21 protein-coding genes are annotated in these 20,835 nt (G+C 74.0%); 14 read left to right on the top strand and 7 right to left on the bottom strand.

The annotated features are described in order from the left end of the window. Window positions 1-112: 112 nt before the first annotated feature. A complete protein-coding gene (locus ACFVXG_RS01930) occupies window positions 113-1,066 on the bottom strand; it encodes an NADP-dependent oxidoreductase (protein WP_344440947.1) in 954 nt (317 codons plus the stop codon). 124 nt (window positions 1,067-1,190) lie between these two features. Between ACFVXG_RS01930 and ACFVXG_RS01925 the strand changes: the two genes are divergently transcribed. Further along, window positions 1,191-1,769, top strand: a complete 579-nt coding sequence (locus ACFVXG_RS01925; protein WP_387923330.1) for a TetR/AcrR family transcriptional regulator — start codon at window positions 1,191-1,193, stop codon at window positions 1,767-1,769. On the opposite strand, the gene ACFVXG_RS01920 is transcribed toward ACFVXG_RS01925, so the two are convergent. The 3 genes from ACFVXG_RS01920 to ACFVXG_RS01910 form a co-directional block, all read right to left on the bottom strand. Then, window positions 1,718-2,566, bottom strand: a complete 849-nt coding sequence (locus ACFVXG_RS01920) for a hypothetical protein (protein ID WP_387923328.1) — start codon at window positions 2,564-2,566, stop codon at window positions 1,718-1,720. The genes ACFVXG_RS01925 and ACFVXG_RS01920 overlap by 52 nt on opposite strands. A 113-nt stretch (window positions 2,567-2,679) precedes the next feature. Next, window positions 2,680-2,910, bottom strand: coding sequence for a hypothetical protein (locus ACFVXG_RS01915; protein ID WP_387923327.1), 231 nt, complete (start codon window positions 2,908-2,910; stop codon window positions 2,680-2,682). Between the two features lie 82 nt (window positions 2,911-2,992). Then, window positions 2,993-3,547, bottom strand: a complete 555-nt coding sequence (locus tag ACFVXG_RS01910; RefSeq protein WP_387923325.1) for a carboxymuconolactone decarboxylase family protein — start codon at window positions 3,545-3,547, stop codon at window positions 2,993-2,995. An 88-nt stretch (window positions 3,548-3,635) separates the two neighbouring features. Here ACFVXG_RS01910 and ACFVXG_RS01905 point away from each other — a divergent pair, with 88 nt between their 5' ends. The 12 genes from ACFVXG_RS01905 (at window position 3,636) to ACFVXG_RS01850 (ending at window position 15,531) form a co-directional block, all read left to right on the top strand. Continuing rightward, window positions 3,636-3,992: a winged helix-turn-helix transcriptional regulator gene (locus ACFVXG_RS01905; RefSeq protein WP_387923323.1), complete on the top strand. Its 357-nt coding sequence runs from the start codon at window positions 3,636-3,638 to the stop codon at window positions 3,990-3,992. Between the two features lie 77 nt (window positions 3,993-4,069). Beyond that, window positions 4,070-4,963 carry an SAM-dependent methyltransferase gene (locus ACFVXG_RS01900; protein ID WP_387923321.1) on the top strand — a complete coding sequence of 298 codons (894 nt, stop codon included), beginning with the start codon at window positions 4,070-4,072 and terminating at the stop codon, window positions 4,961-4,963. A gap of 99 nt (window positions 4,964-5,062) precedes the next feature. After that, window positions 5,063-5,728, top strand: a complete 666-nt coding sequence (locus ACFVXG_RS01895) for an NAD(P)H-binding protein (RefSeq protein ID WP_387923319.1) — start codon at window positions 5,063-5,065, stop codon at window positions 5,726-5,728. A 243-nt stretch (window positions 5,729-5,971) separates the two neighbouring features. Next, a complete protein-coding gene (locus ACFVXG_RS01890; RefSeq protein ID WP_387923317.1) occupies window positions 5,972-6,829 on the top strand; it encodes a maleylpyruvate isomerase family mycothiol-dependent enzyme in 858 nt (285 codons plus the stop codon). Between the two features lie 113 nt (window positions 6,830-6,942). Continuing rightward, the gene (locus tag ACFVXG_RS01885) at window positions 6,943-7,995 is read left to right on the top strand and encodes an RNA polymerase subunit sigma-70 (protein ID WP_387923315.1); all 1,053 of its coding nucleotides are present in this window, start codon (window positions 6,943-6,945) and stop codon (window positions 7,993-7,995) included. Between the two features lie 10 nt (window positions 7,996-8,005). Then, entirely contained in the window at window positions 8,006-8,356 is a 351-nt protein-coding gene (locus ACFVXG_RS01880) for a hypothetical protein (protein WP_387923313.1), read from the top strand. 27 nt (window positions 8,357-8,383) lie between these two features. Then, the gene (locus tag ACFVXG_RS01875) at window positions 8,384-9,856 is read left to right on the top strand and encodes an MFS transporter (RefSeq protein WP_387923311.1); all 1,473 of its coding nucleotides are present in this window, start codon (window positions 8,384-8,386) and stop codon (window positions 9,854-9,856) included. Between the two features lie 63 nt (window positions 9,857-9,919). Beyond that, window positions 9,920-10,666, top strand: a complete 747-nt coding sequence (locus ACFVXG_RS01870; RefSeq protein ID WP_387923309.1) for an SDR family NAD(P)-dependent oxidoreductase — start codon at window positions 9,920-9,922, stop codon at window positions 10,664-10,666. A gap of 213 nt (window positions 10,667-10,879) precedes the next feature. Beyond that, window positions 10,880-11,497, top strand: a complete 618-nt coding sequence (locus ACFVXG_RS01865; RefSeq protein ID WP_387923856.1) for a sigma-70 family RNA polymerase sigma factor — start codon at window positions 10,880-10,882, stop codon at window positions 11,495-11,497. Continuing rightward, window positions 11,494-12,450: a MerR family transcriptional regulator gene (locus ACFVXG_RS01860; protein ID WP_387923307.1), complete on the top strand. Its 957-nt coding sequence runs from the start codon at window positions 11,494-11,496 to the stop codon at window positions 12,448-12,450. The genes ACFVXG_RS01865 and ACFVXG_RS01860 overlap by 4 nt, the downstream gene beginning before the upstream one ends. Before the next feature lie 71 nt (window positions 12,451-12,521). Continuing rightward, complete coding sequence (locus tag ACFVXG_RS01855; RefSeq protein WP_387923305.1) at window positions 12,522-14,015, top strand: SDR family oxidoreductase; 1,494 nt, start codon at window positions 12,522-12,524, stop codon at window positions 14,013-14,015. Between the two features lie 196 nt (window positions 14,016-14,211). Continuing rightward, window positions 14,212-15,531 carry a cryptochrome/photolyase family protein gene (locus ACFVXG_RS01850; protein WP_387923854.1) on the top strand — a complete coding sequence of 440 codons (1,320 nt, stop codon included), beginning with the start codon at window positions 14,212-14,214 and terminating at the stop codon, window positions 15,529-15,531. Window positions 15,532-15,567: 36 nt separating this feature from the next. Here ACFVXG_RS01850 and ACFVXG_RS01845 read toward each other — a convergent pair whose 3' ends face one another. After that, complete coding sequence (locus tag ACFVXG_RS01845; protein ID WP_387923303.1) at window positions 15,568-16,635, bottom strand: Lrp/AsnC family transcriptional regulator; 1,068 nt, start codon at window positions 16,633-16,635, stop codon at window positions 15,568-15,570. A gap of 122 nt (window positions 16,636-16,757) precedes the next feature. Here ACFVXG_RS01845 and ACFVXG_RS01840 point away from each other — a divergent pair, with 122 nt between their 5' ends. Continuing rightward, window positions 16,758-17,492: an SDR family NAD(P)-dependent oxidoreductase gene (locus ACFVXG_RS01840; protein WP_387923301.1), complete on the top strand. Its 735-nt coding sequence runs from the start codon at window positions 16,758-16,760 to the stop codon at window positions 17,490-17,492. A gap of 22 nt (window positions 17,493-17,514) precedes the next feature. On the opposite strand, the gene ACFVXG_RS01835 is transcribed toward ACFVXG_RS01840, so the two are convergent. Together ACFVXG_RS01835 and ACFVXG_RS01830 are read right to left on the bottom strand one after the other, a co-directional pair. Further along, window positions 17,515-18,255, bottom strand: coding sequence for a universal stress protein (locus ACFVXG_RS01835; protein ID WP_387923299.1), 741 nt, complete (start codon window positions 18,253-18,255; stop codon window positions 17,515-17,517). A gap of 93 nt (window positions 18,256-18,348) precedes the next feature. Next, on the bottom strand, window positions 18,349-20,298 hold the full coding sequence (locus ACFVXG_RS01830) for a putative Ig domain-containing protein (protein WP_387923852.1): 1,950 nt from the start codon (window positions 20,296-20,298) through the stop codon (window positions 18,349-18,351). Window positions 20,299-20,835: the final 537 nt, after the last annotated feature.

The raw sequence follows: 20,835 nt of genomic DNA, 5'->3' as shown, positions 1-20,835 counted from the left end.
GTCTTATTCCGGGGGCGTCGTATTCTCGGGTGGCGCCCCGCCCATTGGGTCGGCCTGCGGTCGGGCTTGCTCTGAGTTCGGTGAATGTCTCGAGCCCGGGTGGTCTCTCCGGTTAGTCGGCGTCGACGGCGGGCAGGAGCAGGAGCTTCCCGCGGGCGTGCCCGGTCAGGCTGATCTCAAGGGCCTTGCGCCAGTCCGCGAGGGGGAAGGTTGCGGCGATCGGCACGGTGAACCTGCCTTCGGCGGCCAGCTGGGCGAACTCGGGGAAGACGCCGAAGAGTTCGTCATCGGTCCGCTTCGCGGGGTCTTCGTGAAAGGTGTCGCGCACCCCGATCTCCGGCGCTGCGGCCACGTCGGAGCAGGTCAGCACACGCTTGGGATCACCGCCGACGATCTCGACGAGTTCGGGCAGGGCGCCGCCCGGCGGCGCGGTGTCGAAGACGAGGTCGACCTGGCCGATGCCGAGGGCCTTGACCCGCTCGGCCAGGCCTTCGCCGTAGCCGACCACCGTGGCTCCGAGGTCGCGCAACTGCTCGGCGTAGGTCTCCCCGGCGGTCGCGATCACCCGCGCCCCGCGGACGAGGGCGATCTGCACGGCCGCGTAGCCGATGGTGGTTCCGGCACCGTTGACCAGGATCGTGCGGTCCGCGGCCAAGCCGAGTCGCGCGAGGTGCCAGGACGCGGTACTCAGCGCCATCGGGAGCGCGGCGGCCCGGGTGAGGTCCAGGCCCTCGGGTACGGCGAACCAATGGTCCAGCACGGCGCGGTCCGCCGCGCCGGCGCTCGGCTGGCCGGCGAAGTCGGCGGTGCCGAACACGCGGTCGCCGACGGCCACGTCCGTGACGCCCGCGCCGACGGCCTCGACGGTGCCCGAGACGTCGCAGCCGATGCCGCGCGGCAGGCTCCCGGGGAAGAGCCCGCGGCACAGCGCCCAGTCGGCCGGGGCCAGTCCGCACGCGTGCACGGCGACGCGGATGCGGCCGGGCCCCGGTTCGGGCACGGGGACGGTCTCCAGGCGCAGGACGTCGACGGGCTCGCCGTTCTCGTGGAAGCGCACCGTGCGCATGATGCCCGGCGCGGAAGCGGGTTCGGTCATGAGTCTCCTCCAGGATTAATCGGAACGTGTTCCGTTTGCCTCCGACATAGACTACCGCCAGGACCGACTCAAATGGAACGTGATCCGCTTAGACATGGCCACCGAACCGTCCCCGGCAGCCCACCAGCCGCGCGCCGATGCCGCGCGCAACCGCGAGACTGTGCTCGCGGCGGCCACCCACGCCTTCGCCACCTCCGACACCGAGCCATCGATGCGCGCGATCGCTCGACAGGCGGGCGTCGGCGTCGCCACCCTCTTCCGCCACTTCCCGACCCGGGAGGCGCTCGTCGACGCCGTCTATCAGGACCAGGTCGTCCGACTGACGGCCGGGGCACGCGAGTTGCTCGCCGGCCACGCGCCCGCGCAGGCGCTGCGCCTGTGGATGGACCTGTTCGCGGAATGGCAGGCCACCAAGCACGGCATGACCGACACCCTGCTCGCCATGATCGATTCCGGCGAAATCTCCCTCGCCCACACTCGACAGGAACTCCTGTCGGCCATTGCCACGATCCTCGACGCCGGCTCCACCGCTGGGGACATCCGCGCCGATGCTCGCGCCGACGACGTCTCCGCCGGCATCCTCGGTATGCTCGCCGTCGCCGCCAAGTCCGGAGAACCCGCTCAGGCCCGACGCCTGCTCGACCTGCTCATGGACGGCCTCAGACCGCGCTGAGGTGGCGCCAGGCGCCCCACCGCCCGCCGCCTCAAGCGATCCATTTGCCGGTCGGTCCAAGCCGAGTTGATCAGGGGCACGACCTTCTCGAGGTCGGCGATGCAAGCCCAGAGGATGGCGATGCCACTGTCGTCGAGCCCACCGGTCAGCTCTCGCTGGATGAGGCCGGCGACGTCGGCGTCCAGGAGGATCAGTTCCACGTCCTCGACGTCGATCCCGCGGAAGCTGTCCGGGTACGGGGCGCGCCGGTGTTCCTCCCACAGCCGGGCGAGTCGGTCTTCAGGCCGCGCTCCGTTCATGTCGACGGCTGCCGCCTCTGCCGCAGACGGTGGGGGAAGGAGCAGCGAAACAGCATCGAAGACGGCACGCACCATGGTGATAGCCCTGACCGGGCCCAGGGCGGCACTTGTCACAGCGCCCTGGGTGAGCTTGTCGCGCAGCAGCCGGCTGCGGTCGAGTTCGGCAGCGAGTTCGGCCGGGAGGAGCCCTGCACCGGCGGCCCGCTCGATGAGGTCCTGGACCGGCTCGCTGACGCCCAGACGCTCGGCAAGGACGTGCTCCAGGGCGAACAGGGAATGGGTGACGGCGACGGTGGCGAACTCGTACCGGTAGTAGGAGTGCCGGATGAGCTCGCGGGACGTTTCCAACGTGCTCAGGACGTACATCGACGCGCCGCCGGGCAGAACCAAGTCGGCCACCAAGGCGTCCATGCCCGCATGGTCGAGGACGACGTCGCGGACACGCGGGTCCGGTACCGGCAGAGGGAGCGGGCCGGGCAGCGGCGACGGCGTGTTCACCCGCGCAGTCTTGTCGGCTGAAGGCTCTCGGTGCCAACGGATTTGCCCGGGGCGGTCGGTGACCCCGGTGCCGCACGTCGCCACTGGCCCGGTCCGACCTTGAAGAACGGGGCTCAGAAGCGTGCGTGGCCGTGGGTGCAGCGAACTCCCCACTTCCCGGCCGGCGAGAAGGTCTCACCGCTCCGTCGGGTCACGATGAGCTTCGACTTGAAGCCGTCGAAGAGGATCCGGTCACCCGGTGCCAGGAACAGCGGGTCGGTGAGTTCGCAGAAGTAGCCGCTGTCCGGTCCGAGGTCATCGACCATCACGAACTGCTGGACCGGGGTGACACCGTCGGTAGCCAAGTGCGTGCCCGGGATCGTTCCACAGCCGGGATGGCCGTCGCGACCGACTTTTGAGCGTGGGCCCAGGTGTTGAGCGGCGCGCTCAGCTGCCGGGGAGCGGGGTTGCCCAGGGTTCGTCGGGGAGGCGGAGGGCGTTGGCGAGGACGGCGATGGTGCGGTACCAGCCGGTCAGGACGAGGAGTTCCAGGAGTTGGGCGTCGTCGTAGTGGGTGGTGAGGGCGGTCCAGGTGGGGTCGGAGAGGTCGGCGGTGTCGTGGAGTTCGTCGACGGCGCGCAGCAGTGCGGCCTGGTGGTCCGTCCACTCCGGGCCGATGGTGGGGGCCGCGGTGGCGGTGAGCTGGTCGTCGGTGAGACCGGCGGACCGGGCGAGGGTGGCGGCGTGGACGCCCCACTCGTAGCCGCAGCCGGCTCGGGCGGTCGTGCGGGCGATGACGAGTTCGCGGTCGGCGGCAGGCAGCAGGCCGTGGCCGAGCAGTCCGGCGCCGAGGGCGAACATCCGGGAGGCGAGTTCGGGGTTGCGGTGCAGGACGCGGAAGAGGGCGAGCGGTTCGTGCGGCGCGCCGGGCGGCATCCAGCGGAGCAGGGCCCGCTGGACGTCGGCGGGGTGGGGCGGTTCGAGCGGCTGGATGCGCGGCATGGGCACTCCCTGGCGTCGGTTCCCGGGTGCTTCTGTTTCCGAAGCGCCACTATGATGCTTCGAAAACCGAAGCGCAAGGAGGGTGCCCATGGGCGGCTCCGAAGCCCGCCCGGCGGCGGGTCCGCCGCGCCCCGGCCGGCCCGTGCGGGGCTCGGCCTCGGGGCGGCCGGTGATGGCCGCGCTCGACCTGCTGGGCCGCCGCTGGGCGCTGCGCGTGCTCTGGGAGCTCAGCCGATCGCCGGGCGGGTTCCGGGAGTTGCAGCGACGGTGCGAGCAGATGTCCTCCAGTGTGCTGACCGTCCGCCTCGCCGAACTGGCCGAGGCCCGGGTGCTCACCCGGGACGGCGAGCTCTACCGGCTGACCCCGCTCGGCGAGGAGCTGGTCGCGGCGCTCGGCCCGCTGGACGTCTGGAGCCGCCGCTGGGCGGAGGAGCTGGACGGGTAGGCCGAGCGGCGGCCCGTTGTCAGAGGGATGACGTAGAGTCAGCGATCGACAGCGGAGCGAAGCGAAGGGATGGAGCCATGGCCGAGCAGAGTGCCGCGGGCGCGGTGGAGACGGCGCGTCGTTACTACGGAAGCGCCGAGGTCGACGGCTTCTACGCCACGGTGTGGGGCGGGGAGGACATCCACACCGGCAGCTACCTCGATGCGCGCGAGTCGATCGCGGCGGCGTCCCGGCGCACCGTGGAACGGGTGGCGGCGAAGGTCGCCGACCGGCTCGCCCGCCCCGGGGTCACGGTGCTGGACCTCGGGTCCGGGTACGGCGGCGCGACGCGCTTCCTGGCCGGGCGCTTCGGATGCCGGGTGGTCGCTCTCAACATCAGCGACCGGCAGAACGAGCACCACCGCAGGGCCAACGCGGACCAGGGGCTCGACGGGCTGATCGAGGTGGTCACCGGCTCGTTCCAGGACATCCCGTTCCCGGACGGCCACTTCGACGTCGTCTGGTCGCAGGAGGCCTTCTGTCACAGCCCCGACCGGGACCGGCTGCTCGCGGAGGTCGCCCGGGTGCTCCGGCCCGGGGGCGAGGTGGTCTTCACCGATGTGATGGCCGCCGAGGGGGTCGCGCCCGAGGCGCTGCGGGCGGTGGTCGCGCGGCTTGAGGTGGCCGAACTCGCCACCCCCGGCTACTACTTGAAGCGGTCCGCCGAAGTCGGCCCGCTCCGGGTCGACTTCGACGACGACAGCGGGCAACTCCTCACCCACTACCTCCGCTTGGTGGAGGAGACCGAACGCAGGGCCCCGGAGCTCCGCCGGCTCATCGGACCGGACTACGTTTCGGGGCTGCTGGAGAACCTGCCGCTCTGGGTGGACGCCTGCCGGCAGGGCCGGTTGAGCTGGGGGATCTTCCACGGACGTGACGGACGTGACGGACGTGACGGCCACGACGGACGTGACGGCCATGGCGGCCGCTGACCGGGCTTCCGGCGCCCGAACCGAACGAGACCGTTCCGGACGCCGGATCGCCCGGCCCGGCATCGGGCGGCGGAGCCGCAGCACAGAAGGAGTGTCGATGTGAAGGTCATCCTTTTCGGCGCATCGGGCATGGTCGGGCAGGGCGTGCTCCGCGCCTGCCTGGAGGACCCCGAGGTGACGGAGGTCATCGCCGTGGTCCGCCGGTCCCTCGGCCGAGACGAGCGGAAGCTCCGCGAGGTGATCCACGCGGACTTCGCCGACCTGTCCCCGCTTGCGAAGGACCTGGCGGGGGCGGACGCCTGCTTCTACACGCTCGGCGTGTCCGCGGCCGGAAGGAGCCGGTCGGAGTACGAGCTGATCACCTACACCTACACGGTCGAGGCCGCCCGGGTGGTGGCCGCCGACAACCCGCAGCTGACGTTCGTCTACGTGTCGGGCGAAGGAACCGACAGCTCGGAACAGGGCCGCACGTACTGGGCCCGGGTGAAGGGGAGGACGGAGAACGCCCTGCTGGCCATGGACATGCGCGCCTACATGTTCCGGCCCGGAATGATCCAGCCCGTACACGGCGAGACGTCCGGCACCACCTGGTACCGGGTCTTCTACACGCTCACCTCCCCGCTCTACCCGCTCCTGCGCCGCGTGGCACCCCGCTACGTGACGAGCACCGAGCTGCTCGGACGCGCGATGATCGCCGCCACCCGCCTGGACGGCGCCGCACCGCACATCCTCCCCACCGCGCAGATCAACCGCCTCGGGGCCTGACGGCGCCATCCACCCGGGGCCGGTTCTCCGCGGGAGGGTAGGGCGCCCTGTGGCGCCGCCGCGGTGTGGCTCTCTCCGGCGGCCCCTTCGCGGGTGGTGGTGCCCTGGCCCGTGAAGTGGCTCGGACGGATGGCCGGCAGGCGTCCGGATTCGGCGCTCCCGGGTTGGGCAGGGCAGGTGACAGCTCCACCCCTAACGGGATATTCGCTGGCGAATCAGTCACCCGGTGGGCAGGGTGGGGGCATGAATGCCCAGCTCACCGACCTGCCGAGCCACCACTGGCTCGGTGATCCGATCGACGCCCGCCCCCTGTTCGCGCCCGAGCAGGCCGCGCTGATGGCCACCCTGCGCGGCCTGGCACCCGCCGACTGGGCCGAGCGGGCGCTGCCGGGCTGGACGGTGCGCGATCTCGCCGCCCACATCCTGGGCGACTTCTACGGGCGGCTCGCCCGGGACCGCGACGGCCACCGGGACGGACCCGCCTTCGCGCCGGGCGAGACCCTGGAGGCGTTCATCCACCGCATCAACCAGGAGTGGGTCGACGCCTACAGCCGGGTCAGCCCGGCGGCGCTCACCGACACCCTCGACCTGATCGGCGGGCAGTGCGCCCGGTTCTTCGAGGCCACCGACCCCGACACCCCGTCCATGGGCGTGTCCTGGGCCGGCATCGACCCGTCGCCGATGTGGCTGGACACCGCCCGCGACTTCACCGAGTTCTGGACCCACCGCCAGCAGATCCGCCACGCCACCGGCCAGGACACCGACCCCGACCCGCGCCCCCTGGCCGTCGTCCTGGACACCTTCCTGCGGGCCCTGCCGCACACCCTGCGCGAGGTCACCGCGCCGGTCGGCACCCAGGTCCAGGTACGGATCGACGGCCGGGCCGGCGGCACGTGGACAGCGACTGCCACCGCGGAGCGCTGGTCGCTCGCCGAACCGGCGACCGGCGATCCCGCCGCGCTCGTCGCCCTGGACACCGAGACCGCCTGGCGGCTGTGCACCCGTGGCGTCCAGCCGGACGCGGCCCTGGCCCGCGCCCGGATCGACGGCGACCGCGACCTGGCCGAAGCCGCCTGCCGGATCGTCTCGATCATCTACTGAGCCCGAGCCGTCGGACCGGCGCAAATCACCGGCGCAAGCACGGGCGCGATCACGGGCGCACCTACGGATGGACGCCACCGATGAATTCCGACCCTCCCGCGCGTCATACCTCCATGGACGAGTCGTTGGTGGATGCCGTGCGCGCCAGTGATCAGGGTGCTTTCTCCCGGCTCGCCGAGCCGTACCGTCATGAGCTGCAGGTGCACTGCTACCGGATGCTCGGCTCGGTCGAGGACGCCGAGGACGCCGTGCAGGAGACGTACCTGCGGGCCTGGGCCCGGCTGGACAGCTTCGCCGGGCGTGCCCCGTTCCGGGCCTGGCTGTACGGGATCGCTACACACGCGTGCCTGGACGCGTTGCGGCGGCGCCGGGCGCGGGTCTGGTCGACGGACGTGTCGGGGCCGGCCGACCCGCGCGGTGCGCCGGCGCCGCCGCTGGACGTGCCCTGGCTGCAGCCCTACCCCGACCGGCTGCTGGCGGCCCCGGCTCCGCCGGACGCGGAGCCGGAGGCGGTCGTCACGGCCAAGGAGACGATCGAGCTGGCCTTCCTCGCCGCCATCCAGCGGCTGCCGGCCCGGCAGCGCGCCGTCCTCATCCTGCGCGACGTGCTCGACTGGTCGGCCAAGTCCACCGCGGCCAGCATGGGCATGACCCAGGCGGCGGTGAACAGCGCGCTGCAGCGCGCGCACGCGACGCTCGCCGAGCACCTGCCGCCGGACCGCGCCGACTGGACGTCCGCCCCCAGCGCCGACGAGAAGGCACTGCTGGGCAAGCTGATCGCCGCCTGGGAGCAGGCCGACACCACGGCACTGGTCGGCCTGCTGCGCGCGGACGCACGGTTCGTGATGCCGCCGCGGCCCACCTGGTACGCCGGGCGGGACGACATCGAGGTGTTCTTCCGCGACCACGTGTTCGGCGAGCTGGGCACGGACTGGCTCCTGCTGCCCACCGCGGCCAACCACCAGCCCGCGTTCGCGATGTACCGGCGCGCGCCCGGCAGGCCGGCCCACGAGCGGTTCGGGATCGGAGTGCTCCGGGTCGAGGATGGCGCGGTCACCGAGATCGCGACCTTCCGCCAGCCGGAGGTGTTCGCCTCCTTCGCGCTGCCCGCGACGCTGCGCCGCCGGGCCGACGGCAGCGTGCGGGACAGGCGAGGGGACGGGTGAGGGCCGGCTGATGGACGGCGAGGAGCAGTTCTCCTTCCTCGGCGCGCGCTGCCCGGGGGGCTTCCGGCTGCGCACGACGGTCCTGGAACCCGGGAAGGAGCTGCCGTTCCGGGCCGCCGAGTGGGCCGACGCGTTGGTCGTCGTCGAGATCGGCGAGCTGGAGATCGAGTGCTGGAGCGGCGCATCGGCGGGATTCCGGCAAGGGGCGGTGCTGGAGTTCGCCGGACTGACACCGCGATGCCTGCGCAATCCCGGCGACGGCCCGCTCGTCCTCAGCGCCCTGTCACGGGCCTGGCCCCGGCCGGGCCGGGGCCAGGCCGGGAGCGATGAAGGACGGCCCGGCGCCGCGTCACACAAGTGACCGTGTCTCCGGGACCGAGGACCCCCCATGAACACCACGACGCTGAACACCACGACGCCGATCCACCGCTGGCGGGCCTTCGCCGTGCTCGCCGTCGCCTTCTTCATGACGATCGTCGACCTGACCATCGTCAACGTCGCGCTCCCGACCATAGGCCGCGACCTGCACTTCTCCGCGACGAGCCTGCAGTGGGTGGTGACCGCCTACGGCCTGGCCTTCGGCGGCCTTCTGCTGCTCGGCGGCCGCTCCGCCGACCTGCTCGGCCGCCGCCGCGTCTTCCTGCTCGGCCTGGCCGTCTTCACCGGCGCCTCACTGGGCTGCGGCCTCGCCCGCAGCGACACCTTGCTGATCGTCATGCGCGGCCTGCAAGGCACCGGAGCGGCGATCGTCCTCCCGGCCGCGCTGTCGATCGTGATGACGATGTTCCCGGAAGGTGCCGAACGCAACAAGGCGCTCGGCATCTGGGGCGGCCTCGGGGCCGGCGGCGCCACCGTCGGGCTGCTCACCGGCGGCCTGCTCACCCGCTACGCCGGGTGGGAGTACATCTTCTTCCTCAACGTCCCGGTCGGCCTCGCGGCCCTGGTACTGGCCCCGCGGCTGGTGCCGGAAAGCCGTCTGCGCACCGACCGGCGCCGCCACGACCCGCTCGGCGCGCTGACCGTGACCGGCGGCCTGCTGCTGCTCGTCTACGCGATCTCGACCGCGCCGCAGGACGGCTGGGCGACCCCGAAGACCATCGGCTCGCTCGTCGCCTCCGGGGTGCTGCTGGCCTCCTTCGTTCTCGTCGAGGCGCGGGCCCAGGCGCCGCTGCTGCCGCTGCGGCTGCTGCGGTCGCGGCCGGTCGCTGCCGCGAACACCGTCGGGCTGCTGCTCGGCGGCGGCTTCTTCGCGTTCATCTTCATCGGGACGCTCTACATGCAGCAGGTCCTGCACTACTCGGCGCTCACCGCCGGGGAGGCGTGGCTGGCGGCCTCGCTGACCTCGGTGGCGCTCGCCGGGCCGTCCCAGCTCCTGGTCACGCGCATCGGGGCCGGCCGGGTGATGACCGCGGGCATGGCCATGATCGCCGGCGGGACGGCCTGGGCGACCGCAGCGGGGGTGCACGGGAGCTTCTGGGCCGACCTCGCCGGGCCGTTCTTCGTGGCCGGCGCCGGTACCGCGTTCACCTTCATCCCGATCTCGATCGCCGGGCTGACCGGGGTCGCCGAGCGGGACGCCGGACTGGCGTCCGGCCTGCTCAACACCACCCAGCAGCTCGGCGGGGCGATCGGCGTCGCCATCGCGTCGACCGTCGCCGCGAGCCACACCGCGGCGCTGGCCGCGACGGGCCGATCGACCGCTGCGGCGCTCACCGGCGGATTCCAGACGGCGTTCTGGGCCTGCACCGCCATCGCCGCGCTGGCCGTCCCGGTCGGCCTCCTCATCCCACGCCGGACGCGGACCCAGCTCGAGCCGGTCAGCCCGGCGGACACCGAGACCGTCAAGGCGACGACGCGCTGACCGCCGACATTCGAACAAACCGACCACGTTCAGGCCATCAGATCATCCGACCAGGAGGACACCATGAACGAGCTGCCGAACACGACCGCCATCGTCGTCGGGGCGAGCCGCGGCCTGGGCCGCGGCATCGCGACCGCGCTCGCCGAGGCCGGCGCCACGGTGGTCGCCGTCGCCCGCGGCGGGGAAGCCCTCGCCGAACTGGCCGAGAGCACCGAACGGATCCGACCGGAGGCCGCCGACGCCACCGACCCCACGGCGGCGAGCACCCTCATCGACCGCTACCGGCCGGACACGCTCGTCCTGGTGGCCGGTGCGACCCCGCACCTGGCTCCGCTCCAGCACCACACCTGGGAGACGTTCTCCGTCAACTGGGAGACCGACGTGCGGATCGCCTTCCACTGGCTGCGCGAAGCGCTGCTGAAGCCCCTGCGCCCCGGCAGCCGGGTGGTCGTGATCAGCAGCGGCGCGGCGCTGGCCGGGTCACCGGTCAGCGGCGGTTACGCCGGGGCGAAGGCCACCCAGCGGTTCATCACGGGGTACGCGCAGGAGGAGGCGCAGCGGGCTGGCCTCGACCTCACGTTCACGGCGGTGCTGCCCCGGATCACCCCGGCCACCGAGCTCGGCCGCCCGGCGGTGCGGGCGTACGCGGAGCGCTACGGCATGACCGAGGAGCAGTACATCGAGCAGCTGGGCCCGCTCGTCACCCCGGAGGTCGCGGGCGCCGCCGTGGTCGAGCTGGTCGAGTCGGACGCCGCCGACATCGCCCCTGCGTACCTCCTGACCGGCGCGGGCCTGCAGAAGCTCCCCTGACGAATCGGCGTACCCCGGCCGGGCTGCCCGTCACCTGGGCCCCGGCCGGTCGACCGCCCGAGCAGAACGCTGCGAAAACGCTGCGACTACCGATGCGACCCGCGACTGCGCGACGGTCGGAACGTGCAGGCAATCACCGACCGGGCGCCCACAGCTCCCACCGGACCCGCCGTCCCCGACCGCACCGACCGCGCCGAGGACGGGCGGGCCCGGCTGCGCGCGCTGACGGCCCGGACCGCCCGCGGCGACGAGCGGGCCTTCGAGCAGCTCCACGCGGCCACCGCCGGCACCGTCCTGGGCCTGGTCCTGCGGGTGCTGCGCGACCGGGCCCAGGCCGAGGAGGTCGTCCAGGAGGTGTTCTGGCAGGTGTGGCGGGAGGCCCCGCGCTACCGCCCGGAGCGGGGCGAGGTGCTGCCCTGGATGCTCACCGTGGCCCACCACCGCGCCGTCGACCGGGTCCGCTCCGCCCGGGCGGCCGCCGAGCGCGACCGCGCCGCCGCCCTGCGCGGCTACACCCCGGAGTACGACCAGGTCGCCGACCAGGTCGAGGGCGAGCTGGAGCGCGAGTCGGAGCGCGAGCTGGTCCGGTACGCGCTGTCCGCGCTGACCGAGCTCCAACGCGAGTGCCTGCTGCTGGTCTACTTCGGCGGCCGCACCCACACCCAGGCGGCCGCCGCGCTCGGCGCGCCGCTGGGCACCGTCAAGACCCGGATCCGCGACGCCCTCGGCCGGCTGCGCATCGAGCTCGGCGGCGCCCCCGGGCCCCCGCCCCGGCCACGCGCGCGTCGGCCGACCGGCCTCCGGCGCCCCGTCGTAGGCTCGCGGCTGTGACCGCCCCGACCGCACCGGCCCCGGCCGGACTGACCACCGGAGCCCTCGCCCGCCGGCTCGGCGTCTCGCCCACCACCATCCGGTCCTGGGAACGCCGCTACGGCATCGGTCCGGCTCACCGGGCCCCCGGGCGGCACCGCCGCTGGGAGCCGGAGGACGTGGCCGTCCTGGAGGAGATGTGCCGCCTCACCGCCCGGGGCGTCAACCCCGCCGAGGCCGCCCGGATCGCCCTGGCGGGGGCCGGGCCCGAGCCCGAGCCGCCGAAGGCCCGGACCGCCCGGACCGGTACGGCCTCCGGCGGCAACACCCTGCCGGTCGGCACCGTGCGCCCCGAGTGCCGGGGCCTGGCCCGGGCCGCCCTACGGCTGGACGCCCCCGAGATGGCCCGGATCCTGCGCCGCAGCGTCGACGAGCTCGGCGCGGTCGTCGCCTGGACGGAGGTGATGACCCCGGCACTCCGGGCGGCCGGGCGCAAGTGGGTCGCCGAGGGCGAGCGCTACGTCGAGGTGGAACACCTGCTGTCCTGGCACATCGCGGCCGCGCTGCGCCGGGTCGCCGACCGGCCCGAGCCGCTGCCCGGCCCGGCCGCGCTGCTCGCGGGCATGCCGTCCGAACTGCACGCCCTCCCGCTGGAGGCGCTCGCCGCCGCGCTGGCCGAGCGCGGCCTGCCGTTCCGGATGTTCGGACCCGCGCTGCCGCCCGAGGCGCTGCTCGAAGCGGTGCGCCGGACCGGGCCGCCCGCCGTGCTGCTCTGGTCACAGGTCACCCGCACCGCCGACCGGGCCCTGGTCGAGCGGGTCGTCCGGACGGCCTGGGGCCCGCAGGGCGCTCGCACCCAGCCGGTGGTGCTGGTCGCCGGACCGGGCTGGGCCGGACCCCGCCGACCACCGGGCACGCTGCGGCCGCGCGACCTCGCCGGCGCCCTCGACCTCCTGGAGGGACTGCTCCGCTGACCGGAGTCCGGACGACACCCCCCCAGGCACCACCCCCGAGGCACCCACCCGCCGTACGGAAGGAGCGGGACATGGACGAGCGACCCCCGGCTGGCCGGACCTGCCTGGTCACCGGCGCCACCGGGTACATCGGCGGACGCCTGGTCCCCGAACTGCTCGCCGCCGGGCACCGGGTCCGCTGCCTGGCCCGCGACCCGGGGCGGCTGCGCGACCAGCCGTGGCGCGCCGAGGTCGAGACGGCCACCGGCGACGTCACCCGGCCGGCGACCCTGGACGGCGCCTTCGACGGCATCGACGTCGCCTACTACCTGGTCCACTCCCTCGGCACCGGGCCGGACTTCGAAGCCACCGACCGGCGCGCCGCCCGCGCCTTCGCCCGCGCGGCCGCCCGGGCCGGGGTGGGCCGGATCGTCTACCTCAGCGGGCTGGTGCCCGCCGGGGTGCCCGAGGACGGGCTGTCGCCGCACCTGCGCTCGCGCGCCGAGGTCGGCCGGGTGCTGCGGGAGGCCGGGGTGCCCACCGTCGAACTGCGGGCCGCCGTGATCATCGGCTCCGGCTCCGCCTCCTTCGAGATGCTCCGCTACCTGACCGAACGCCTGCCCGCCATGGTCACCCCGCGCTGGGTCAACACCCGGATCCAGCCCATCGCCGTCCGCGACGTGCTGCACTACCTGGTCGGCGCCGCCGCGCTGCCACCGGAGGTCGACCAGGCCTTCGACATCGGCGGACCGGACGTACTGACGTACCGGCTGATGATGCAGCGCTACGCCCGCACGGCCGGCCTGCCGCCCCGTCTGATCGTGCCGGTGCCCGTACTGACCCCTGCGCTGTCCAGCCACTGGGTCGGCCTGGTCACCCCCGTCCCCGGCCCGCTGGCCCGCCCGCTGGTGGAGTCGCTGCGGCACGAGGTGGTCTGCCACGAGCACGACATCGCCCGCTGGATCCCCGACCCTCCCCAGGGGCTGACCGGCTTCGACCGAGCCCTCGAACTGGCCCTGCGCCGCATCCGCGAGGCCCGGGTCACCACCCGGTGGTCCTCCGCCTCGCTGCCCGGCGCGCCCAGCGACCCGCTGCCCACCGACCCCGACTGGGCCGGCGGCAGCCTCTACCAGGACCTGCGGGAACGACGGGTGGCCGCCGACCCGGCCGCCGTCTGGCGGGTCGTCGAGGGCGTCGGCGGCGAGAACGGCTGGTACTCCCTCCCGTTCGCCTGGGCGCTGCGCGGAACCCTCGACCGCCTGGCCGGCGGGGTCGGCCTGCGCCGCGGCCGACGCGACCCCGACCACCTGCGGGTCGGCGACGCCCTCGACTTCTGGCGGGTCGAGGAGATCGAGCCCGGACGCCTGCTGCGCCTGCGGGCCGAGATGCGCCTGCCCGGGCTGGCCTGGCTCGAACTGCGGGTCGCCCCCGACGGCGACGGCGGTGCGCTCTACCGTCAGCGCGCCCTGTTCCACCCGCACGGGCTGGCCGGCCACGCCTACTGGTGGTCGGTGGCGCCGTTCCACTCGGTGGTGTTCGACGCCATGGCGCGCAACATCACGGAACGCGCCCGGCATGCGGCGTGACCAGTGGCGGCACCGGACCGATCCGCGGGGCGATCGGCTCCGAAGGATCCGGTGCGGTCCGGCACCCGCCGCGCCGCCCCGTCGTCCCGCCGTCCCGCCGTACACCGAGAGCTCCGACAGCTCCGAGAACCCCGAGAACCCCGAGAACCCCGAGAACCCCGACAACCCCGACCGCATCCGCTCCGAGGGCCCGCCGATGACCGTCTCGATCGCCCTGTTCACCCAGGACCTGCGCCTGCACGACAACCCCGTCCTGCACGCCGCCCGCACCGCCGCCGACCAGGTGGTGCCGCTGTTCGTCCTCGACCCCGCCGTCGAGGCGGCCGGCTTCGCCGCCCCCAACCGGCTGGCCTTCCTGGCCGACTGCCTCACCGACCTGGACGCCTCGCTGCGCCGCGCCGGCTCCCGCCTGATCGTCCGCCGGGGCGCGACCGCCGAGCAGACGGCCCAGGTGGCCGCCGAGGCCGGTGCCGGGACGGTGCACGTGGCCGCCGGGGTCAGCGCCTTCGCCCGTCGGCGCGAGGCCCGGCTGCTCGCCCTGTTCGGTGACCGGCTGCACGTCCACGACGCCTCGGTGACCGTGGTGCCGCCCGGGCGGATCGCCCCGGCCGGCCGCGACCACTACGCCGTCTTCACCCCGTACCACCGCGCCTGGCAGCAGGCCCCGCACCGCACCGTGCTGGGCGCGCCCCGGGCGCTGCGCACCCCGACCGGCATCGGCAGCGAGAACCTCGTGGTCGGCGGCCCGTTCTCGCCGTCCCTGCCGCGCGGCGGCGAGACCGCGGCCCGGGAACGGTGGCGGCGCTGGGACGTCGACGCCTACGCCGACGTGCACGACGACCTGGCGGCCGACGAGACCTCCCGGCTCTCCCCGTACCTGCACTTCGGCTGCCTGTCGGCCACCGAGCTGACCGCCCGGGCCCTCCAGCGCGGCGGCAGCGGAGCGGAGTCCTTCGTCCGGCAGCTGGCCTGGCGGGACTTCCACCACCAGGTGCTCGCCGCCCGCCCCGACGCCGCGCACCGCGACTACCGCACCCGGGACGACCGTTGGCACCACGACGAGCGGGAGGCCGAGGCCTGGCGGCAGGGCCGCACCGGCTACCCGATCGTCGACGCCGGGATGCGCCAGCTCGCCGAGGAGGGCTGGATGCACAACCGGGCCCGGCTGCTGACGGCGAGCTTCCTCGCCAAGTCCCTCCACCTGGACTGGCGGATCGGCGCCGCCCACTTCCTGTCCCTGCTGGTCGACGGGGACGTGGCGAACAACCAGCTCAACTGGCAGTGGGTGGCCGGCACCGGCACCGACACCAGGCCCAACCGGGTCCTCAACCCGCTGCGCCAGGCCGACCGCTTCGACCCCGACGGCGCGTACGTACGGCGCTGGGTACCGGAGTTGGCCCACCTGCCCGGACCGGCCGTGCACCGCCCGTGGCTGCTCGCCCCCGAGTACCCGGACCCGATCATCGCCCCCGACACCCTCACGGCCCGCCTGCGCCGGGCCCGGGGCCTGGACTAGGCGTGTCAGACACGCCTGACGACGCCCGCGCCGCCGTCAGCGCCGCGCGCGGGCACCGGACGGCCCGACGCGCCGGTCGTCGACGAGGCGGTCGTCGACGAGCCGGGTGCCGGCCTGCTTGACCTGCCTCAGCACGGGGGAGACCTCCATGCTCTGCAGCCCGGCGAGGGACCCGATGCGCTCCGAGGTGAACTCGAAGAGCTCGTCGAGGTCCCGGCAGTGCGCGACGGCGTGGATGTTCCAGGGCCCGGAGACGGCCGCGGCGAAGGCGATCCCGGGCTCCTGGGCGAGCGCGCGGCCCGCGTTCTTCACCTCCGACGGGTGCACGCGGAGCAGGAGGTGCGCGCGGGCGTGGTAGCCCAGGGCCGCCGGGGCGATCTCGACGTCGATGTGGAGGACGCGGTGCCGGAGCAGCGCGTCGAGGCGCCGTGAGACGCGCCCCGGGGTGAGCCCGGCGGCCGCGGCGAGATCGACGAGACCGGCGCGGCCGTCCACCGCGAGCGCGTCGAACAGTTTCTCGTCCTCGGGAGTGAGGTGCAGCGGCTCGCGCGCGACGACCGGGGACTCGGTGAAAGGGGGCCCGCCGCTGCCCAGCGCGGCTTCCTCCTGCGGGGACAGCGTGCCCTGCAAGGCGGACCAGTAGTGGCCCCGGCCGCCGAGGAACTGCCGGAGCATGGCGGCGGCGTTGATGTCGAGCACTGCGGCCGTGCGGGGCAGCCGCTGCCCGAGGAGGTCCTCGCGCTGCTCCCGGGTCCGGGACTGCGTCGCGCAGGTGACCTCGCTGCCGGCCGCGCCCAGGGAGACCCAGTTGACGTCGTCACGCCTGGCCAGCGCGTCGGCGATCGCCGGGCCGCTGCCAGGGCGGCAGCGCAGTCGCACCAGCCACCTGCTCTGCCCCAGGGCGCCCGGGTTGACCACGCCGGCCACCCGGATGACACCGTCGGCGCGCAGGCGGCGGTACCGACGGTTGACGGAGCCCTCGGTCAGGCCGAGGGCGGCCGCGATCGCGGCGAACGAGGCCCGCGGGGCGATCTGCAACGCCCGGATGATTCGCACGTCGTCGGGCTGGATCGGAGCGGATTCCGTCATGAGGGCCCTTGTCATGTCGGCAATCCTACGAACGGGCGCGTGCGGCTCGCCCGAGGGGCGGGGCGGGCGGAACACTCGACGACGCCCGAACGGAAGCCGAGGCTCGACCGCGACTCGAAGAACGGAGATGACGCCTGATGTCATCGACTGGCAGCGAACAACACCCGCCGACCGCGCCCACCGCACCCACCGCGCTGATCGTCGGGGCCTCGCGCGGCCTCGGCCACGCCATGGCGGCGGAGTTCCTCGACCGGGGGTGGGCGGTCGTCGGCACGGTCCGCGACACCACGGCCCGGACGCCGTTGCACGACCTGGCGGACCGCGCCGACGGGCGGGTCACCATCGAGCAGCTCGACATCAACGACCCGGGCCGCCTGCCCGTGCTGCACGAACGTCTGGCGCACCGCCCACTCGACGTGCTCTTCGTCAACGCGGGCATCACCACCGGTGAGGACACGCCGATCGGGGCAGTGACGACGGACGACTTCATCGAGGTGATGGTCACCAATGCGCTCAGCCCCATGCGGGTCATCGAAGCCCTCGAGGACCTGGTGTCCCCGGCGGGCCTGATCGGGGTGATGTCCTCCGGACAGGGCAGCCTCACCAACAACACGACCGGGGGCCGCGAGGCCTACCGGGGCAGCAAGGCGGCCCTGAACATGTTCCTGCGCAGCTTCGCGGCCCGGCGGAGCGGGACGCAGCGCGCCTTCGTGCTGCTGGCGCCGGGCTGGATCCGCACCGCCCTGGGCGGCCCGGACGCGCCGTTCACGCTCGAGGAGACCGTTCCGCTGCTGGTGGACGTCCTGCTGTCGCGACTGGGCACACCCGGGCCGGCGTACCTGGACCGCTTCGGCCGGACCGTCCCCTGGTAGACCCCTCAGCGCCCCGCCGGGTTCACTGCGCCCGGACGATGACCACCGGGCAGGTCGCGTGCTGCGCGCAGCGGGTGCTCACCGAGCCGAGCAGCGCCCGGGTGAAGCCGCCGCGGCCGTGGCTGCCCACCACCAGCAGTTCCGCGCCCTGTGAGGCGTCGAGCAGGACGTCGGAGGGGTCGCCCATGACCATCGTCCGGCGGACCGGCACCGGGCAGTCCGGGCCGAGCACCGCGTCGAGTTCCTCCGCGAACTTGCGCTCGGCCAGGTCCTGGTCGAAGGCGGTGTCGACCACCGGCGCCGACCAGCCGAAGTGGCTCGGCGGCTCCCAGGCCCCCACGGCGTCCACCACCGCGCCGGTCAGTCCGGAGTGGTGGACCGCCCACCGCAGTGCGGCGTGCGACGGCGCGGAGCCGTCGACGCCGACCACGACGCGGGAGGGGGAGTCGTTCGCGTCCATCGGTACCGTCCTGGGGGTCGTCGCCGTCGGGATCCACCCACCACGGTGCGGACCGCCGGGCGTCACCGCCAGTACGGCCCGGCACCCGGGTGACGCCGCCGGCCCCGGACGGCGGCCCCGGGCCGCGGGCGCGACGGCCGGGTCAGGCACCGGCGGCGCGTCCAGGGTGAGCCCCAGCCCGGTCAGCCGGTACTCCACCCGGGGCGGGACCACCGGGTGCGCCCGGCGGCTGACCCGGCCGTCCCGGTCCAGGCTGTGCAGGGTCCGGGTGAGCATCTTGTCGCCGATGCCGACGATCAGCACCGTCCACTGCTGACCAGGGGGCCGGAAACAGGCCGTGTGGGCCGCAACGGGGTTGCGGCCCACACGGGTTGGAGCTGTCAGCCGGTCAGGCGCTCAGGAGGCGTTGATGGCGGCGTCGTCGATGACGAAGCTGGTCTGCAGGGAGGAGTCCTCGGTGCCGGTGAACTTGAGGGTCACGCTCTGGCCCGCGAAGCTCGACAGGTCGAAGGTCCGCTGCACGTAGCCGGTGCCGGCGTCGGCGTTGGAGTAGGTGTGCAGGGTGGTGGAGTTGGCCTGGACGGTGAGCTTGTCGTAGGCCGTGGTGCCGGTCTCGGCGGTGTCGATGTGCAGCCAGAAGCTCAGCGTCGCCTTGCAGCCGGCCGGGATGGTGACGGTCTGGCTCAGGGTGTCGGTGTGGGTGGTGCCGTAGCCGTCGAGCCAGGCCTTCCAGGAGCCGGAGTGGCTCGGCTCACTGCTGGAGTTGTCGATCACGCCGCTCGACGCCGTCCACGGCGAGGCGGTGCCGGTCTCGAAGCCGGGGTTGCCGAGCAGCTGGCCGCCGCCGGTGCAGGTGCCGCCGCCGGAGCCGGCGATGGTCCAGCTGAAGGAGGCGGAGCCGGTGGCGCCGGTGGTGTCCTTGGCGGTGACCGTGACGTTGTTGCCGCCCGCGGTGGTCGGGGTGCCGGAGATCAGGCCGGAGGAGGAGTTGATCGACAGTCCGGCCGGCAGGCCGGTGGCCGAGTAGCTCAGGCTCTGGCCGGAGGCCGAGTCGCTGGCGTGGATCTGCAGGCTGGCGGCGGTGCCGACGGTGCCGCTCTGGCTGCCGGGGCCGGTGACCGTGACGGTGTTGCCGCCGGTGCTGCCGCCGGCCGTGAAGGCCGCCAGGCCGTTGGGGGTGCCGAGGCCGGTCGGGCCGTCGTAGCCGGCGCCGGCCGTGCACAGGTAGGTCGGCGAGCAGGTGCCGTTGGCGCCGCTGGTCACGTCGTTCAGCGAACCGGTGTGCTGGTAGGCGTACTTGGCCGGGACGTCGGACGCGCCCGGGGTGCCCGCGTCGGCGTAGACGGCGGCGATGATCGGCGCGGAGGCGCTGGTGCCGCCGTACACGGCCCAGCCGCTGCCGCCGTAGGTCTGGTAGACCGCGACGCCGGTGGCCGGGTCGGCGACCGCCGACACGTCGGCGATGGTGCGGTTGGCGCAGCCGCTGTCGGTCTGCCAGCTCGGCTTGGGGTCGTAGGCCGAGCAGCCGGAGCCGGTGCCGTTGCCGCCGGAGCTGGAGCCCCAGACGGACTCGCTCCAGCCGCGGGCGCTGGAGTCGCGGGTCAGTGAGGTGCCGCCGACGGAGGTGACGTACTGGGAGCCGGCCGGGTACTGGGCGCCGTAGCCGGAGTCGCCGGAGGACGCGGTGATGGCGACGCCCGGGTGGTTGAAGTACTGGCTGTCCGAGGCGGTGTCGGTGGAGTCCTCGGCGCCGCCGTAGCTGTTGGAGACGAACTTGGCGCCCTGGGCGACGGCCTGGTTGACCGAGGCGCCGAGGTCGCCCATGGTCGCCGAGTTGGCCTCGACCAGCAGGATGTGGGCGTTCGGGGCGACCGCGGAGACCATGTCGAGGTCGAGGGAGATCTCGCCCGACCAGCCGGTGTCGGAGGTCGGGTAGCTGGTGCCGCCGTTCTGGTCGATCTTCTTGAAGCAGCCGTTGGCGGTGGTGCACGCAGGCAGCCCGTACTGCGTGCGGTAGGTCGCCAGGTCGGACTCGGCGTTGGGGTCGTCCATCGCGTCGATGATCGCGACGGTCTGCCCGGCGCCGCCGTTGGCCGGCAGGGCGTAGGCGCTCTGCAGGTCGCCGGGGCCGAAGCCGGACGGCGTCGCGTCCGGGGAGAACGCGCCGAGGGAGAAGGCGTGCGGCTGGACGACGTCGGTGCGCACCAGGGCGTCGCAGGCCATCTGGTGACGGTTGGTCGGCTTGGCGCAGACGTGCTTGACGCCGGCGCCGGCCGTTCCGTTCGTGCCGGACGCGGCGGCCGAGGCACCGGCCGGGGCGGCGAGCGCGAGGCCGGCGGCGACCACGGCGCCGACCGCGAAGGTCGCGGTGCCGGCCCGGAGCCGGCCGTGCCGCAGGGGGGAAAGGAAGTTGCGCAACGGAGCCCTCCCAGGTGGGGGGTGGGGCCCCGGGCGTGCGGGCAGGCCGAGGTGAGCGGCTCGCCGGGGTGCAGGCCCGGGGTGTGAGGGGGATACGCGCACGAGCAGACGGCTGCCCTGGAGGCCCGGCGGGGCATGGAGCGTCGGCCCTGTGGGGGACGGGGGCGCCGCCGGAGGATCGATGATCGGGGCATGCCAAGGGGGTGGTGCCGAGCCTACGAGGCGTCAGCGGTAGGAAGGTAGCCAAGCCGGGCGCCGCCGAACAAGGCCGGAACCCGCGCCATGACCGAGGCTTGACCGGGCGGGAACCCGCCACTGGCGCCCTTGCGCCGCCACCCCCGCTGAGCGCCCGTTCACCTCGCACACGGAACGGCCGAGGCCGGCCCGCCCCCGGCCCCACCCACCGGGCCCGACACCGGCGCCGGAGGCGGGGCGGGCGGTCGTGGACGAACGCAGCCCGCCCCG

Source organism: Kitasatospora sp. NPDC058162 (assembly GCF_042884005.1).
GTDB lineage: Bacteria > Actinomycetota > Actinomycetes > Streptomycetales > Streptomycetaceae > Kitasatospora.
This window is presented reverse-complemented; position numbering and strand designations above follow the sequence as displayed.